The following is a 15,863-nucleotide window of genomic DNA, read 5'->3' as shown; positions in this document are numbered from 1 at the left end:
TCCCGCCCAGTCATTGCGCGGAAGGATCAGCCATGTCACTTCGCCCGAGCTCAGGTTGTGACGAGGCTTGGCTTACTTCTCAGGCGTAGACCGCATCCTGGCCGAGAACCGCGATACGGAATCGGTTCTTCAGGTAAGAGCCTTCCTTTGGCGGCAGGATGACGGGCATGATCTCCGGATCCACGACGACCCGTGCGAAACCAGGACCCTTGCCGTTGTAGATGCGATCCTTGAGCGGCGCGACCTCGTCCCAGGTCCTAACAGTGCGTGAATCGGCGATACCAGCACTGTGTGCGATGCCGGTCAGATCCACTCCAAGAGACGTGTGTGTGAGCTGCATGCCAGTCTCACCATAGTGACCGTTGTCAACAACAACGATGGTGAGATTGTCGGGCTTCTGCACGGCGACCGTCGCCAACGAGCCCATGGCCATCAGCATTTCGCCATCCCCGGCCACGCAGACAACTCGCCGTTCAGGCTGGGCAAGTGCGATTCCAAGGGCACACATCGCCGCGCCACCCATGGCTCCCCAGAGGGGGAATGAAGTCGGGGTATCGCCTGCGTCCGTGATGTCCCAGGAAGGGGCCCCCAGGCTGCTCACGACAAGCAGATCCTGCTCAGATAGCAGTTCCCGGATAACTTCCCGTCGATGAAGCAGTTCAGTCATTGCTTTTCCTTTCATTGGGGGTGCAAATTACTTAAGAAAGTTTTTGGTGCCAATTACGGCTTGGCCGATCAAGGCTGCCGTCGGCTTATAGCCATTGAAGGCGAAACCGAGAGCGCTGTTGACTGTTTCGACTACGTCCTCCGGCCGGTCGGCACGGCGGACGATCACGCCCATGGCTTCCAGCACGCTCTGGGCGTTGTTGCCCATCGGCACCTGCATCGGGTTGAACTCACCGTGGTCCCCGCGAAGGGTAATGAGCATGAGGCAGGGGAAGCTGTAGTTCAAAGGAAGGGACAGCATATTGATGCAGTTGCCCGCACCGCTCGACTGCATCAGCAAAGCACCCTTCTTGCCTCCGAGATAACCCCCGGCGAGAAGTGGGATTCCTTCCTCTTCCGTGGTCAGAGATACCAGAGTGATCTCGTCGTCCGCCTCACAAAGTTGGATGAGCTTCGAATGCCCTGCATCCGGCACTACGGCGACCAACGTGATGTCGTTTGCCTTGAAGAGGTCGTAAATTCCTTCAGGCCAGCTCTTCGTAGACACTTCTTTTTCTGCCTCTACTGCAATGCTCATTTTCCCTCGTAAAATTGATTGATATGGCCGAAACTGGATGTGGATGCGGTCCCCTGAACGGCGGACCGCCGGCGCAACCCGCTTCTTTTGGTAGATGAATAGCCCGATGCGGTGTGATCCGCCGACGCTTGCTCCGTTAGGCAATCCGTCCCTCGACGTAACCACCGGCAGTGAACGCATGTCCGGGCTGCGCAAATGACGATCGGATGAACACCTAGGTCATTCGGCGCAATATATTCTACATTCATCAATCTTCGGCTTGCGAATGGCGAGTGTCAAGCCTCACGTCTGGGTCAGATTATTCCCCGCTCTATATGACGCCTCAATCATGCGCGGTTCTGGGACGCATGCCACCGTCACGGTGGGCATCGAGGCTTCAGATGGGATCGTCTTTGGTCTTGTGAGGCTTAAATATATTATGTAGAATGACATAGGTGGTCGTGCCAGGGAGCCCAGAAGCACCATTCCGTTCGCTGTCCTTGCGGTGGTTTTCCCGAGTCCGCGCTGGAGAACGGGTGACTGTCCCGTCGATCGCGCGCGCACCTTCAGCCTCCCAGCAGATCGCATGGCAGACGGGTGTCCTCGCAGACGAAGTCTTTTTGGGCATTCACAAGCAGATATCAGGTGTTCTTCAGGATGATTCACTCGTACTGGATCTTTGGTGCACAATTAGAAAAGAGGAACCGTCATGTCTGTAACGTTGTCACGTCGCCTTGCGGCGCACGTCGTAGGGAATCGCATCATGTCCGCGGAGCTTGAGGAGCGGATGCGGCTGTTGTTGTTTGACTACTATGCAGTGACAGCAGCCGGAACGACTCGGGCCTCGGCAGTTTCTGCACGCTCGATTATCCAAACATCCCCCGCACGGAGCACGTTGTTCCCTGCTGGGTTGCCAGGCGTAGAGGGCTTCACCAGCGTTGAGGAAGCAGCGCTGGTCAACGGGATTACGGCCCATGGCCTTGAGCTGGACGACACGCATGAGGAGTCTTCCTCGCATCCTGCGGTTGTGGTTTTTCCGGCCGTGTTGGCAGCGGCAGAAGCCGGGGGCTATTCGGCTCAGCAAACTCTGACCGCGGCCGCCGTGGGCTACGACGTGATGTGTTTCGTCGGTGTCCTGCTTGGTGCTAAAGAAAGCTACGGGCGGGGCTTCCATCCCACGGGTGTAGCCGGTGTTCTTGGGGCAGCAGCTGCGATAGCATCGCTTCACGGCTTAAATGAGGATGAGACCACACAAGCCCTGGGTCTTGCAGCAAACATGGCTTCGGGATCCCTCGAGTTCCTTTCTGATGGGTCCTGGACCAAACGACTTAACGCCGGACATGCCGCTGCCACGGGGCTCCGCGCGGCTAGGTTGGCGGCGGCCGGGTTCGTTGCACCCGAAACCTCCTTGGAGGGACGTGACGGATTCTTGCGGCAGTATGGCGAGGGCAGTGTGGACGGCCGAAGCCTTCACCTTGAGTTTGGCGAGGGCGCGCTGCAGACGTCGATCAAGTTTTATCCTTGCTGCCGCTATATGCATGGCAATATCGACCTTCTACGTGAAATCCGTGATGAAAACCCTGGACTGGGCATTGCGGACATCAAATCTATTGACGTTGCCGTCATTAAAGCTGGCGCCACGCTCGTCTCTGAGCCTCCGGAGCAAAAGAGGAGGGTCGCAACCCCTGTTGATGCCCAGTTCAACATGCCATTCGGCGCCGCAGTGGCACTGGCAACTGGAGAGGCAACGGTAGAGCAGTTTGACGACGCAGCCAATGTAGCTGCCAACCTGCAAGAGTGGATGGATAAAGTCACCTGCTACACGAGCGATGCGCTGGAAGCAGCCTACCCGGCGAACTGGCAGGCGGAGGTTATCGTGCGCCTGTCAAACGGCGACGTTATTGAAAGATCCGAGAAAGCTTTCCGTGGTTCTCCAGGCGACCAAGCAGATTGGGCAACCGTTCTCTCAAAGGCTGAACAGCTCATAGGTGCTGAGGCCGCCTCGGCCCTTGAGAAGTCCGTGAAGGAACTCTCCCAAACCGTCGACATCAGGTTTCTCATTCCTGCGCCGGCCACCAGGTCCTAATAAAGTCCGCACCCGTTCTCTTACTGCCGGGACTAGCAGTGAGGCAGTAAGGGAACGGGCAGAAACTATGACACGGCCGTTATGATCAAAGATGCTATTAGCCCGAGAGCCGAGCAACATCACGTTGAGCGGGGGCGTCTCCCCAGCATGCATCGCATTGTGGTTAAGGTTGGTTCTTCGTCCATTGCAAGTGTGAGTGATGGTGTTTCAATGGCTGCCGTGGCCACACTTGTTGACGCTCTCGCCGCTAGATACCAAGGCGGATTCCAGGTTGTCCTCGTTACTTCTGGAGCGGTTGCAGCCGGCTTGGCGCCCTTGGGCTTGTCCAAGCGGCCGCAAGACTTCCCCACGCAGCAGGCTGCGGCCAGCGTGGGACAGGGTTTGCTCATGGCTAGCTACGCTGAGGCTTTCCAAAGGCACGGACTTAAGGTCGGTCAGGTCCTGTTGACTGCAGAACAGCTAATGTGCCGCAGCCAGCATCGAAACGCCTTTAGTACTCTTGAGAGGCTCCTGCATCTCGGCGTAATCCCATTGGTGAATGAGAATGATGTTGTATCCACGCAGGAAATTCGTTTTGGCGACAACGATCACCTGGCGGCTCTAGTTGCCCGTCTAGTTCACGCGGATGCATTGGTACTGCTTTCCGACGTTCACGCCGTGTTTGACCGACCACCCACACAGGGCGGCAAGCGTATTGAACATGTGAGAGAAGTGTCAGACCTACGGAATATCGTGATTGGGCGGCCGGGCGCAGCTGGAGTCGGACTCGGTGGAATGCAATCGAAGATCTCCGCTGCATCCTGGGCGGCCGACTCTGGCATACCGTCGCTTATCACGTCTGCTGCCAACGCTAAAGACGCTCTGGCTGGGGAGGACGTGGGTACATGGTTCTCAGTCACTGGCCGACGCAAGTCAATTAAGAAACTGTGGCTTGCTCACCTGGCGCAACCGCAAGGGCGCCTCGTGATCGATGACGGAGCAGTACAGGCCATACGGAATCAGCACACCTCTTTGCTGCCCTCAGGCGTTACGGCGCTGGAAGGAAACTTTGAAGCAGGCGACGCAGTAGAGGTGCTGTCCACTACGGGGACTTTGATCGCACGTGGCGCGGTGAACTTCTCTTCAAAAGAGCTACCACTGATGCTTGGTCGTTCAACCTCAAAGCTGAGGGAGTTGCTGGGCAGCGGCTTTGACCGGGAGATCATTCACGTCGATAACCTGGTTGCGCTGTAGCAGGGTGGAGAGATCGTGCTGTAGGCGTCTTGAGAATTGGAAATCCCCGTGGACGAGCAGAGTCTCCCGGATGGCCTTCGTTCCGGGATGCGGTTTGATTTCCCTGCCATCTCACGGGTGATAGGCCCAGGCGGTTCTATCGAGATGCAGTGCTGATAGCGGCATCTGCTTCGTTGGAGGACCGCCGCGAACCGTTCCCTGGATGAGTGCGTCCCATCGGACAGGACCGACAGCTTTGGGAATATGAGGCGAGAGTGAGATCCGGAGTTTCAGCCGCACAGGTGATACTCCGCATGAGCAGGTTCTTGTGTCTGATCTTGTCGAAGAAACAGCTGTCTAGTTGCATGCGCCCTCCGAAGACGCGCAGCGATCTAGGGAGCGGGGGCATCGTCAGCGAACGTGGCAGCCGCACCCCGCTTTCATAATGGAGCATTGCCCCAGGCCCTGGCCGGTACACTCGAAGCCCACTCGGAATGGTCAATGTCAACAAGTGTCCTGATTAGGATGTTATGACACTAAGCGGGTGGTGGGCAAACTCTATGCTGTTGGGAATATCGACAGTGAGCCCACGCGTCAAGAAAACAGCACCTAGCCCTAGCTCCCGCGAACTTTCCTTGAGGTCCCGTCCTCTGACCCTCGGGCCATTGTTTCGACCCGAGGGAGCTTTCGGGGTTCAACTCACATGCGAATCACTTCGGATCAATGATGGCGCCGGCACGGAGCACTTGCCCAGGAGCGACAGCATTGGTCAATAACCAGGACGCCGCTTCACCATCGGCCGCCGGCATAAGACTGCCTTCGATCAAGAAGCGGGGCTCTGCAGGCCCAGAATTACGAACCCACCAACCCGTAACGGGGCAGTGTTCTCCTGTCCGGTGGCCGTGATTTGTGCGTGCTGAATTAGTCATGCTGATATACCTCGTTCGAGGATGATTTGGAGGGCAATGGTGGTCTTACCGCTTGGTAATACAGCAGCTCTTTCATCGTTTCCGCCCGGCTGTGGCACAACACCTGGATGTAACCGGCGGTGTGCCACAGCCTGAACATACGGGCAATTGGCCGTATGGCGCCTCGGATTGCTGGCCTGTGGGAATCGCGGCAGATGGAGTTCATCTGGTGGAGTACTCCATCCGATGCTGGTCCTCCCCCTGAGAGGCAGGGGCCAGGCCTCAACCAGGATGCATGGCCGCAAACCAAAATTCAGTGCTGGTTCTTAACGATCGCGTTAGAAGCTGATCACTCAGTATGACCGCGGCAATCCAAGTACCTTAGTGGCAACGAAGTTTTTGATCATGTTGTTGTTTACTGGTGCAACTTGGAACATACGCGTTTCACGGAATTTGCGCTCTACATCGTATTCATCAACAAAACCGTAGCCACCGTGAGTGTCAAGGCAAGCATTGCCAGCGGCCCAACTAGCCTCAGAAGCGAGGTGTTTTGCCATATTCGCTTCAGCGCCACAAGGCAAGCCAGCGTCGAAGAGCCTGGCGGCTTCGTAGCGCATCATGTCGGCGGCGCGGACTTTCATATAGGCATCTGTGATAGGGAACGCGACACCTTGATTGGCGCCGATTTTGCGTCCGAAGACCGTTCGGCCGTTAGCGTAGGCGACCGCACGGTCAGTGAACCAGTAGCCGTCCCCAATGGCTTCGGATGCGAGCAAAATTCGTTCAGCGTTCCACCCGTCCAGTACGTATCGGAATCCTTGGCCTACCTTGCCAATGACGGCAGAGGAAGGGACCCGCATGCCCTGGTAGTAGACCTGGTTGGTGGCGTAGTTGAACATGGTCCGAACTTTGACCACTTTCAACGTGTCCGGCTGTTCGGCTCGTACTTGCCGAAGGTCGACAAGGAACAGCGTGATGCCTTCTGTCTTCTTTTCAGTTTTCGATGACGTCCGGGCCAGGACCAAAGCCAGGTCCGATTCGTCGATTCTGCTGGTCCAGCTCTTATGTCCGGTGATCACGAAGTCTTCTCCATCGTGAACGGCTTCGGTCTTAATGCTGGTGGTGTCTGAGCCGGCTTCGTCCTCAGTGATGGAGAAGGCCTGCAGCCGCAACTCGCCAGATGCAATTTGTGGGAGGTACTCCTGCTTTTGAGTTTCACTGCCGTGACGGAGAAGGGCGCCCATGGTGTACATCTGCGCGTGGCAGGCAGCAGAATGGCCACCGGACTTATTGATCTCTTCCATGATGACGCTGGCTTCAGTCAGACTCAGACCAAGCCCGCCGTACTCGACCGGAATCAGTACGGAAAGGAGCCCTTCTTTAGTGAGTCGGTCAACAAATTCCTGTGGGTACCGGCGGTTCCGGTCCGTTTCCCGCCAGTATTCATCTGGAAAGTCGGCACAAACGGCGCGGGTTCGTTCCCGTAGCTTTTCAACTTCATTCAGCTCAAGCATGCTGTCGCTCCCTTAGGACTAGGAGGTTGTTCCTCCGTTCTATAATACATAATATATTGCGGTTCTGGCTAGTGCGTTGGCCTAGGTGAAAGTGACCACGGGTCAGTGGGCAGGGACTCCTGCGACACAATATATTTCTCAGTAGAGGCCCTTGGCGCTCCGGGCATTTTGAGGGCGAGGGCTCTTGCGCAGTCGCTTCCGGCGAGGCAAGGATCCGGGCAGAGCTACTGCTCAGGAAGTACAGCGGCTGACAACGCTCAGTCATTTGATATATGTCGGCGTTGGCCAAGGAGAAGGACCCTGTCGTAGTTGTGCGCAAGAGACCAGGCACCCGGGCCGTGGCGTACGCGCACAAAAGAAACAGCCCCGAGGAATGATTCCTCGGGGCTGTTGCTGCAGAGACGATTTACAGTAGGGGTTTGGTGGTCTCACTTCAACGCAGGCACCCTGTTTCCAAGGCGCTGCCAGGTGTCAACTACCGAATCAGGGTTGAGCGATATCGAATCGATGCCTTCCTGCGCCAACCAGTCAGCAAAATCTTCGTGGTCGCTGGGTCCTTGGCCACAAATGCCAACGTATTTTCCGCGTTCGCGGCATGCCCGGATGGCCATCTGCAGCAACTTCCTCACTGCTGGATCGCGCTCGTCGAAACTACCGGCCACGATTGCCGAATCACGATCCAGGCCGAGGGTTAGCTGCGTCATATCGTTCGAGCCGATTGAAAAGCCGTCAAAGTAGTCCAGGAACTCGTTGGCGAGAAGGGCGTTAGCCGGGAGCTCGCACATCATGATGAGCTCAAGTCCGTTCACCCCGCGACGCAAGCCGTTCTCAGAGAGCAGATCAGTGACGCCCTGCGCTTCTGAGATGGTTCGGACGAACGGAACCATGAGCTTGATATTGGTCAGACCCATCTCGTCCCGGACGTATCGCAGGGCTTCGCATTCGAGGTCGAAGCTTTTCCTGAAGGCTGGATCCAAGTATCGCGATGCTCCTCGGAAGCCGATCATGGGGTTCTCCTCGACGGGTTCGTAAGAAGCTCCACCGATCAGGTTTGCGTACTCATTCGATTTGAAATCTGAAAGGCGAACTATCACAGGGGCCGGAGCGAAGGCGGCAGCGATTGTCGACACTCCCTCAGCGAGGCGCTGAATGTAGTACCTCCGAGGGTTCTCATAAGCCGCTATTCGCAGATCAATCTCCGCTTTGATTGCATCCGCTTGCTCGTCGTATGCGAGAAGAGCCTTTGGATGGATGCCGATCTGGCGGTTGATGATGAACTCCAGGCGGGCAAGGCCCACGCCGTGGTTGGGCAGCGCCGCGAAACTGAAGGCTTGTTCTGGTGTACCTACGTTCATCATGATGTTGACAGGCACCTCAGGCATCTGCTCTATTTCCGTGCGCTCCACAGCGAAGTCCAGCAGACCGTCATAAATGAAACCCGTCTCCCCTTCTGCGCAGGAGACGGTCACCTCCATGCCGTCAGACAGAACCGAAGTTGCAGTGCCAACACCTACTACCGCTGGTATGCCGAGTTCGCGGGCAATAATCGCGGCATGGCATGTCCTTCCACCTCTGTTGGTGACGATGGCGCTGGCCCGTTTCATGATGGGCTCCCAATCCGGGTCCGTCATGTCGGCAACTAGCACATCGCCCGGGCGAAATTGGGCCATTTCGCTCAGCTCACGGAGTACCCGAACGCTTCCGGCACCTATGCGTTGACCGATCGCCCGTCCTTCGCAGAGAGTAGGACCCGTTTCGTTGAGCCGGTAGCGATCCAGCTGACTGTGGGTTTTTCGGGATTCGACAGTTTCCGGCCTGGCCTGGAGGATGTAAAGTTCGCCGTCGAAGCCATCCTTGCCCCATTCAATGTCCATGGGACGGTCGTAGTGTTCCTCGATGGCAAGGGCGTACCTGGCGAGAAGTTCTACGTCTGCGTCCGTGATGCTGAATTTGCTTCGGAGTGATTTCGGAACATCGGACAAATCGATGGTTTTCTCACTGTGGTTCTCGGCGTAGACCATCTGGATTGCCTTGTCCCCGAGGTTACGCTTCAAGATGGCTGGACGTCCAGCTCTAAGGGAAGGCTTATATACGTAGAACTCATCGGGATTAACAGCGCCTTGTACCACCGCTTCACCGAGCCCGTAGGAGGCAGTCACGAGCACAGCATCACTGAAGCCCGTTTCTGTATCCATGGTGAACATGACACCGGACGCTCCAACATCAGAGCGCACCATGCGCTGAATACCCGCTGATATTGCCACATCAGCGTGAGCGAAACGATGATGTACCCGATAAGCAATAGCACGGTCATTAAACAGAGAGGCAAACACGTCCCTGACGGAGCGCAGGATGTTATCGATGCCACTTACATTGAGGAATGTCTCTTGTTGGCCGGCGAAGGAGGCATCAGGGAGATCCTCCGCGGTGGCACTGGAGCGAACAGCCCAGGACAATGAGTGATCACCGGAGTGTTTCTCGACGAGAAGGTCATAGGCCTCCCGAATGGAAAGCTCCAAGTCTTGGGGAAACGGCGCCTTTCGAATCATTGCCCGGATGTCGCTTCCCGCCGCAGACAGTGCTGCGACGTCTGCAACGTCCAACCCGTCAAGGCGCGCCTCGATTCGCGCATCAAGCCTTTCTTGAACGACAAAGCGCCTGTAGGCGTCAGCGGTGGTGGCAAATCCATTGGGGACCTTCACCCCGGACCCCGTCAGGTTTTGCAGCATTTCACCCAGCGAGGCGTTCTTGCCGCCTACCTTGTCGATGTCTCCAAGACCGATCTCGGAAAACCAAAGAATGTTATTCGTCATTTTCTGCTCCTTGCAGACGTACTGGAAGGCCCCCCAGGTCCGACCGCGCTGTTGTGGTACCGGCATCCGGGGTAGCCTATGTTGGCCCTGAGCGCATCAGCCTCGAACCGGGCCGCTCAGTGAAACGTAGGTAGAGCCTTCACAGGGTCTGAATCACACTTGTTATGAGCGCCTGTGCAGTTTGCTTTATTGGATTTGGGGCGGGCATGAACCTCGTCCGGTTCCTACGCGCAGCATCGGCCGGCTTTAGAAGATTTCGAGGGGCCGCGGAGGAGAAGAGTTTCGAACTTCCGCCCCGAGAGAATCGTCCGCGCCATTTAGTGGCATGTCGGCGATCAGACGATAGCACCGACGGCAGCCACGAGTCGCTGGAGTCCTGCCGTGAGGCTTTGCAGATCGGTGGCAAACGAGATACGCACATGTCCTTCGCCTGACGGGCCGAATTCGGCGCCTGAACGGACTGATACGCCCGCTGAGGCGAAGTGAGAGACCATCTGCTCCGAAGACAGCTTCGATTCAATTTTTGGGAATGCATAGAATGCCCCTTGCGGTGCCAGGAGGCTGACGCCGGGTACGCTGCTGAGAAGCTCTACGACGATGTCCCGTCGGGATTGATAGGAATCAGTCAGGGACTTCAGATCGTGCGCCGGAGTCTTGAGCGCCTGCACCCCTGCTTCTTGCACGAAGGTGTTGATCGCGCCGTTGATAGACCGGTGAATCAGGTTAATAGCTGCTGCGTGCTCTGGGGATGCAACAACGTAACCAAGTCGCCATCCTGTCATTGCGTAAGTCTTGGAAAATGTGCTGCAGCAAATCACTTGATCTGCAATGGAGTGCAACTGCAGAGATGAGAGAAAGGGGAGATCGTCAAAAACTATGTCAGAGTAGGCTTCGTCCGCCAGCAGCAAAAGCCGGGGGTTAGCTTCCAGGATCCTCGACAAGGCGTGTAACTCGCCAGCGGCATAAACGCGGCCCGTGGGGTTTCCAGGGTTGCACAGAATGACCATGCGCGCCTGAGGTGCCTCCTGCTCAAGTTTCTCGAGGTTAAGGGTGCCATCTGGCAAATTGGGCACCCACACGGCCTGTGCACCGACCATAGCCAAGTGGTCTGCATAGAGGGAATACGTGGGCTCCGGAATCAAGACCTTGTCGCCCGGCTCGATCAGGCTCAGGATAGATGCGGCCAGACCCGCGCTGCCGCCGTGCGTGACGACCACTTGTTGTGCCTCGATCAAACGACCAGATTTTTCGGATAGCGATGCGGCGAGTGCGTCACGTAGTTCCGGCATCCCCGTCAACGCAGAGTAACGGGTGTGACCTGCGCGAAGAGCTGCTATGCCGGCATCTACCACGTCAACAGAAGTGCCGTTGTCGGGCTCCCCCATGGCAAGCGAAATTACACCCTCTTCAACCTTCCCGAGGTTCGCCGGCCGGCGCGAGGCCTTGACGATTCGTTCTACAGCCGTGGACGCAGCCGGGGCGGGCAACGCAGGAAGAATGAGGTTCTTATTCATGATTTCGGTCCAGTTTCTTGTCTCGACTGCATTGTGCGAGAAGACGGATCCACCAGTTGAGTGGCTTGAAGTTGTGAGCAGCAGCAGTTCCACCGACAAGGAAGGAACGGTGACCTGTAAAATCACGGGTAGGCTTCGTGAGCACTAAACAGACAGCAGGCACCATTTCGAGTGGGCGGGCGAAACCGATAACCTGAATCCAGGTCCATGCTGGGTTACCTGGCGGAAGCAATGCCGCTTAGGTGGATATGGAAATGCCTTCGGCCGACCGGTGCCCTCTACGGGCTATCAAGGCCACTGTTGCCGTCCACAGTCGACGAGTTCAAGGACTGCGGGAATGGTTTCATCTCGTTTGGGCGCTCATGGGATGCACTGGTTGCGGTTAGGCCCCGAACGCCAGCGAGCGGCCACAGAGGGTCCCCCCGCAGCGCTTGACTCGGATGCCGGTCCACGTTTCCGTTCTGCACAAGGGCTCTGCTTTTCATGACAACTGCGTTCTTCCTGTGAAAAGAGTTTTGGACTAACTCCTTGAGGTCCCTTGGATCCGACCTCTGAGGTGTTCGTCTCATCTTCCTCTCAGAGCAGTAATGTGTAAAATGCGTGCATTTAGGTTATTGATGCAGGAAGTGCATCAATATGTGCCTGAGCAACGTCCGCTTGCGGGTCTTGGCCTACGACCGACGAGTTAGACCGACACCTGTGCTCGCGGTCGCTCCGTCAGGGCTGCTGCGACACGTTCGTCAAAATGTGTGGCTAGCAGTTCCCCGGCATGGACTATGTGCTCGTGCATGGCTGCGCGAGTCGCGTCGCTGTCCTTCGCCTTGATGCACTCCAACAGCTCTCCATGGTCCTCAACCGTGGCCTTGGGCCAACCTTGGATGGAGGAATAGAAGCGCCTGGGAACATAGCGCGTGATCAAGCCAAGAGTCCAGCTAATTTTTCGTGAGTCAGCCATGATGTTTATTTGGCGGTGGAAGGCATGATTCTTCTCCTCCAGCAGATCATGGTTGTTGCGGGAGGCTGCCGCAATCAATTCGTGGTGAAGAGCTTGAAGTTCGTCGATGTCCTGCGCGGAGGCATTCGCAGCCGCACGTGCAGCCAGTTCTCCTGCAATGAGCGCTTGGGCCAGGAACAAGTCACGGATGTCTTTGCCATTGAGTGGCGCCACAAGAAAACCCCGTCGAGGTACGAGGTCCAAAAAACCCTCGACACGCAGAGCCTGGAGTGCTTCACGGGCAGGCGTTGTGGAGATATTGAGGGCCTCGCCGATCGTTTCGGGGCGAACCGACGTTCCAGGACGTAGCTCACCGGAGATGATCAGACCTCGAACGTAAGCCGACGCTTCATCACTCAGCTGCGGGCGTCGACGACTTGGCTCGGTGCGACTGCTCATGATTTGGGAGTCCTTCCCGTCCTGTCTTTCAAACCTAAGGTACGGCATCACGCATGTGAAGCCGTGGCGGGCCAGGACCTATGCTCAGCGGATTGTTGGTGAACCGCCGCTGTAACGTCAGCATGACTACAGAAACCTAGCTTAGGGCAGGCCGGCGCTCAGAAAACAAGCAATCATGTCCGGTAACTGATCGTAACCCACCATCCCTTGTCTTTATTCTATTCGTCTGACGTCGGGAAGCCGAAACAGAGTGATCGTATGGAAGAAACGAATAGACAAAGAATAGACAAATAATCCGTGAAGTTCGACCATGCATCTGGTCGGCTTGGGGTCGGCGAGCATAATTTCACTCATCTCACATGATGGCCACAAGCGCTGCCCGCTGAGTGTCAGAGCGTTGCCGTGTAGCAGTGCATGTCTGTGTGTCTAACACCGAAATACTACGCCTGTGCTCGGGTCCGTCGCTTGAGACCTTAATCCTACTCGGGGAGCGCTCGGCATGCTCCGTCGTTCAAAGTTTCACCCCGGCCTCGCACCAGCAAGTACTGTGGCAGCGAAAGAGGGAGGACTCCTGGGGAAGTCACCACATAGTCACCGCGGAAGCGGGATGTCCATAGCGTTCATACGAGTCTCATCCCCCTTATACCAAGAAAGGACCTTCACGCGGACACCAACATGTCGACGTGCGCGGTTTCCTCCAAGGTCTCCGTATGGAACTCTGCCGCTGATGACGACAGTGAAGGTCGTATAGCCGGTGCGGGTTACCAGAATGCCGTGTCGGCCCTCTCTGATGGGGTACTGGATTGCCGCGTCGACGGCCTGGTTTAACTCCTCGTCGATGCGACGAGGATCAGTTGCTTCGACGAAAAAGGCCTGTCCTTCGGTGATGACCATGCTCTTATTCTTGACTATATCTGATGCCCGCTTCGGCTACGGATTTGGCCGCACGCAGCTCCCTGCCCCGTAATGCTGCTGCCGGCATTGGCGGAGCGAAAGTACGAGCTTGTCGAATGGTCGCTCTTTTCATTGCCTGCCAAACTGCTGGAGTGGCAGGCAATGAAAATGTCTTGGAACGAGTTCCAACGCGGATGCCTCGGGAGTCAGCCACTCCGGTGAATCTCCCTAGATTAGGGACTCCACACGGATGATGGGTTCGTGCTTTGCCAAGGTTTGTCCAGGTTCAACGTAAATCTCTCGGACAGTGCATTTCGAAGTTGCTAGCACAGGGTGTTCCATCTTCATGATTTCCATGACGGCAACGACGGCCCCTTGTTCCAGAATGTCTCCGGTTGCGACCTCGATGCGGGTGACCGCACCCGCCATTGGTGCCTTAATTGACTCGCCAGCTGCGGACTCCTGTGCATCCGCTTCTTGGACGATAGAACGTGGTGTATTTTCCTCCGTCTGTCTAGGCTGACCAGCCTCCATAGCGAGAAATTCGAGAGGAATCAATACCTCGACCTTCTTGCCGTTAACTATCAGAACCACAGTTTCGGTTTCCCGATATTCGTCCTTGAGCGAAGCATCAGTGTCTTGTGGCGGTAGGGTGTTTACCCACTCGTGGTCAACCCAATTGGTATAAATGCCGTACTTTCCATCGTTCGCCGTAAAGGCAGGCTCTTCCAAGATCGATCGGTGGAAGGGCACAACAGTCGGCACACCGTCTATGACGACTTCAGCCAAGGCTCGGCGTGCCCGTTGCAGGGCATGTTGGCGGTCCCTGCCCGTCACTATGATCTTGGCTTGTAATGAGTCGTAATGGTCACCGATTGTCGATCCCTGTTCAATGCCAGAGTCGATTCGGACGCCCGGCCCTTCAGGAAACACGAGGCGTCGAATCTCCCCCGGATGTGGGAGGAAGCCGGAAGCGGGGTCCTCGCTGTTGATGCGAAATTCTATGGAGTGCCCGCTTGGAATGGGATCTTGCAGCACGGAAAGTGGTTTTCCTTCTGCGATATTGAGCTGCTCATTTACGAGATCAATTCCGGTGGTCTCTTCTGTAACGGGGTGCTCGACCTGCAGCCTGGTGTTCACTTCAAGGAAGGAGACTAGTCCATCTCCTCCGACCAGGAACTCGACGGTGCCAGCGCCGACATATCCGGCGGCTCGTGCGATGTCTCGTGATGCCTGCCGCATGGAAGCTTCCTGGGCGCTGGTGAGAAATGGTGCGGGAGCTTCTTCGACCAACTTTTGAAAACGACGCTGGACTGAACAGTCTCTTGTGCCGACCACGATGACGTTGCCGTGGGAGTCCGCAAGGATTTGTGTCTCTACATGTCTGGGGTGTTCGAGATAGCGTTCAACGAAGCACTCACCACGACCGAATGCCAGTTCAGCTTCGCGGGTTGCTGAACGGAAAAGTTCAGGAATGTCCTCAAACTTGCGCGCAATCTTAATCCCGCGGCCTCCGCCGCCGTATGCGGCCTTAATCGCCAAGGGCAGACCATGCTCTCGGGCGAAGGCCTCTACGTCCTCGTGGCCGTTCACAGGGTTTGGTGTGCCGGGCGCAAGGGGGGCTCCGACCTCGATGGCGATCTTGCGCGCGGTTACTTTGTCCCCCAGAGCACGTATGGCATCGGGCGAAGGCCCGATCCAAGTCAGACCTTCAGCTAGTACGGCTTCAGCGAACGCAGCGTTCTCGGATAAAAAGCCGTATCCCGGGTGCACGGCGTCAGCTCCGCTCGACTTTGCAGCTGCAAGAATGGCATCGATGTTGAGGTACGTCTCCGCCGCTGCTGAACCAGCTAAGGGAACGGTGACATCAGCCAGACGGACGAACTTACTCCCCTCGTCCGGTTCAGAGTAAATCGCGATGCTTGTCACTCCACGGTCGCGCGCGGCGCGTATTATGCGTACTGCGATTTCTCCCCTATTCGCGACTAGCAGTCTACGGATTGGTTCCTGGGGGGTCTTGGTCATTGAGCAGTCTTTCTGAGCGATAAGGGCATGATGTAGGGCAGCATCGATCGGGCCTGGTGCAGTTGCGCGATGTAGGCCGCTGGCGTGCCCCATTCGTGGTCATGGACGGAGCGGGCCGGGTAGCCATCGGTGTTCCACCGGTGTGGTGTGACCTTCGACGCCAGGGTCGGTGCCATTTTTCGCCGTTTGAGTGCCGCGATAACGGCCGCGACAGCGATAAGTTCTTCGGGTTTCAACTGCCCGTCTGCTGACAGAAGAGTCGAAGTGCGGTGGTTGGGCATG

Annotated in this window: 11 protein-coding genes; 2 read left to right on the top strand and 9 right to left on the bottom strand. The window is 56.7% G+C overall.

Annotated features, from left to right (window positions below):
• Positions 1-79: 79 nt before the first annotated feature.
• Both BMY91_RS21805 and BMY91_RS21800 read right to left on the bottom strand, forming a co-directional pair.
• Positions 80-667 carry a thiamine pyrophosphate-dependent enzyme gene (locus BMY91_RS21805; RefSeq protein WP_090825909.1) on the bottom strand — a complete coding sequence of 196 codons (588 nt, stop codon included), beginning with the start codon at positions 665-667 and terminating at the stop codon, positions 80-82.
• Between the two features lie 27 nt (positions 668-694).
• Positions 695-1,243 (bottom strand): phosphonopyruvate decarboxylase, encoded by a 549-nt coding sequence (locus BMY91_RS21800; RefSeq protein ID WP_090825906.1) that lies wholly within the window; start codon positions 1,241-1,243, stop codon positions 695-697.
• Between the two features lie 688 nt (positions 1,244-1,931).
• On the opposite strand from BMY91_RS21800, the gene BMY91_RS21795 reads away from it, so the two are divergent.
• Together BMY91_RS21795 and proB are read left to right on the top strand one after the other, a co-directional pair.
• Positions 1,932-3,308, top strand: coding sequence for an MmgE/PrpD family protein (locus BMY91_RS21795; protein ID WP_090825905.1), 1,377 nt, complete (start codon positions 1,932-1,934; stop codon positions 3,306-3,308).
• Positions 3,309-3,389: 81 nt separating this feature from the next.
• Entirely contained in the window at positions 3,390-4,541 is a 1,152-nt protein-coding gene (gene proB / locus BMY91_RS21790; protein WP_090825902.1) for a glutamate 5-kinase, read from the top strand.
• Between the two features lie 1,240 nt (positions 4,542-5,781).
• Here the strand turns inward: proB and BMY91_RS21785 are convergent.
• From BMY91_RS21785 to BMY91_RS21755, 7 genes are all read right to left on the bottom strand, one after another.
• Entirely contained in the window at positions 5,782-6,942 is a 1,161-nt protein-coding gene (locus BMY91_RS21785; RefSeq protein ID WP_090825900.1) for an acyl-CoA dehydrogenase family protein, read from the bottom strand.
• Between the two features lie 428 nt (positions 6,943-7,370).
• Positions 7,371-9,755, bottom strand: coding sequence for a phosphoenolpyruvate synthase (ppsA, locus tag BMY91_RS21780; protein ID WP_090825897.1), 2,385 nt, complete (start codon positions 9,753-9,755; stop codon positions 7,371-7,373).
• Between the two features lie 335 nt (positions 9,756-10,090).
• Positions 10,091-11,395, bottom strand: coding sequence for a pyridoxal phosphate-dependent aminotransferase (locus tag BMY91_RS21775; RefSeq protein ID WP_090825894.1), 1,305 nt, complete (start codon positions 11,393-11,395; stop codon positions 10,091-10,093).
• Positions 11,396-11,954: 559 nt separating this feature from the next.
• Positions 11,955-12,662 carry a GntR family transcriptional regulator gene (locus tag BMY91_RS21770; RefSeq protein WP_090825891.1) on the bottom strand — a complete coding sequence of 236 codons (708 nt, stop codon included), beginning with the start codon at positions 12,660-12,662 and terminating at the stop codon, positions 11,955-11,957.
• 591 nt (positions 12,663-13,253) lie between these two features.
• On the bottom strand, positions 13,254-13,556 hold the full coding sequence (locus BMY91_RS21765; RefSeq protein WP_090825888.1) for a hypothetical protein: 303 nt from the start codon (positions 13,554-13,556) through the stop codon (positions 13,254-13,256).
• A 228-nt stretch (positions 13,557-13,784) separates the two neighbouring features.
• Positions 13,785-15,581 carry an acetyl/propionyl/methylcrotonyl-CoA carboxylase subunit alpha gene (locus BMY91_RS21760; RefSeq protein ID WP_090825885.1) on the bottom strand — a complete coding sequence of 599 codons (1,797 nt, stop codon included), beginning with the start codon at positions 15,579-15,581 and terminating at the stop codon, positions 13,785-13,787.
• Positions 15,578-15,862 carry a hypothetical protein gene (locus tag BMY91_RS21755; RefSeq protein WP_090825882.1) on the bottom strand — a complete coding sequence of 95 codons (285 nt, stop codon included), beginning with the start codon at positions 15,860-15,862 and terminating at the stop codon, positions 15,578-15,580. The genes BMY91_RS21760 and BMY91_RS21755 overlap by 4 nt, the downstream gene beginning before the upstream one ends.
• Between the last annotated feature and the right edge of the window lies 1 nt (position 15,863).

Source organism: Arthrobacter sp. yr096 (assembly GCF_900108925.1).
Classification (GTDB): Bacteria; Actinomycetota; Actinomycetes; order Actinomycetales; family Micrococcaceae; genus Arthrobacter.
Note: the sequence above shows the minus strand (reverse complement) of the source record. Positions and strands in the feature narration are given on the sequence as shown.

Excerpts from the sequence above, each read along its gene's own strand:
- BMY91_RS21800 (WP_090825906.1), bottom strand. The coding sequence starts at position 1,243 with ATGAGCATTGCAGTAGAGGCAGAAAAAGAAGTGTCTACGAAGAGCTGG.
- ppsA (WP_090825897.1), bottom strand. The coding sequence starts at position 9,755 with ATGACGAATAACATTCTTTGGTTTTCCGAGATCGGTCTTGGAGACATC.
- BMY91_RS21760 (WP_090825885.1), bottom strand. The coding sequence starts at position 15,581 with ATGACCAAGACCCCCCAGGAACCAATCCGTAGACTGCTAGTCGCGAAT.
- BMY91_RS21770 (WP_090825891.1), bottom strand. The coding sequence starts at position 12,662 with ATGAGCAGTCGCACCGAGCCAAGTCGTCGACGCCCGCAGCTGAGTGAT.
- BMY91_RS21765 (WP_090825888.1), bottom strand. The coding sequence starts at position 13,556 with ATGGTCATCACCGAAGGACAGGCCTTTTTCGTCGAAGCAACTGATCCT.
- BMY91_RS21805 (WP_090825909.1), bottom strand. The coding sequence starts at position 667 with ATGACTGAACTGCTTCATCGACGGGAAGTTATCCGGGAACTGCTATCT.
- proB (WP_090825902.1), top strand. The coding sequence starts at position 3,390 with ATGATCAAAGATGCTATTAGCCCGAGAGCCGAGCAACATCACGTTGAG.
- BMY91_RS21755 (WP_090825882.1), bottom strand. The coding sequence starts at position 15,862 with ATGCCCAACCACCGCACTTCGACTCTTCTGTCAGCAGACGGGCAGTTG.
- BMY91_RS21785 (WP_090825900.1), bottom strand. The coding sequence starts at position 6,942 with ATGCTTGAGCTGAATGAAGTTGAAAAGCTACGGGAACGAACCCGCGCC.
- BMY91_RS21795 (WP_090825905.1), top strand. The coding sequence starts at position 1,932 with ATGTCTGTAACGTTGTCACGTCGCCTTGCGGCGCACGTCGTAGGGAAT.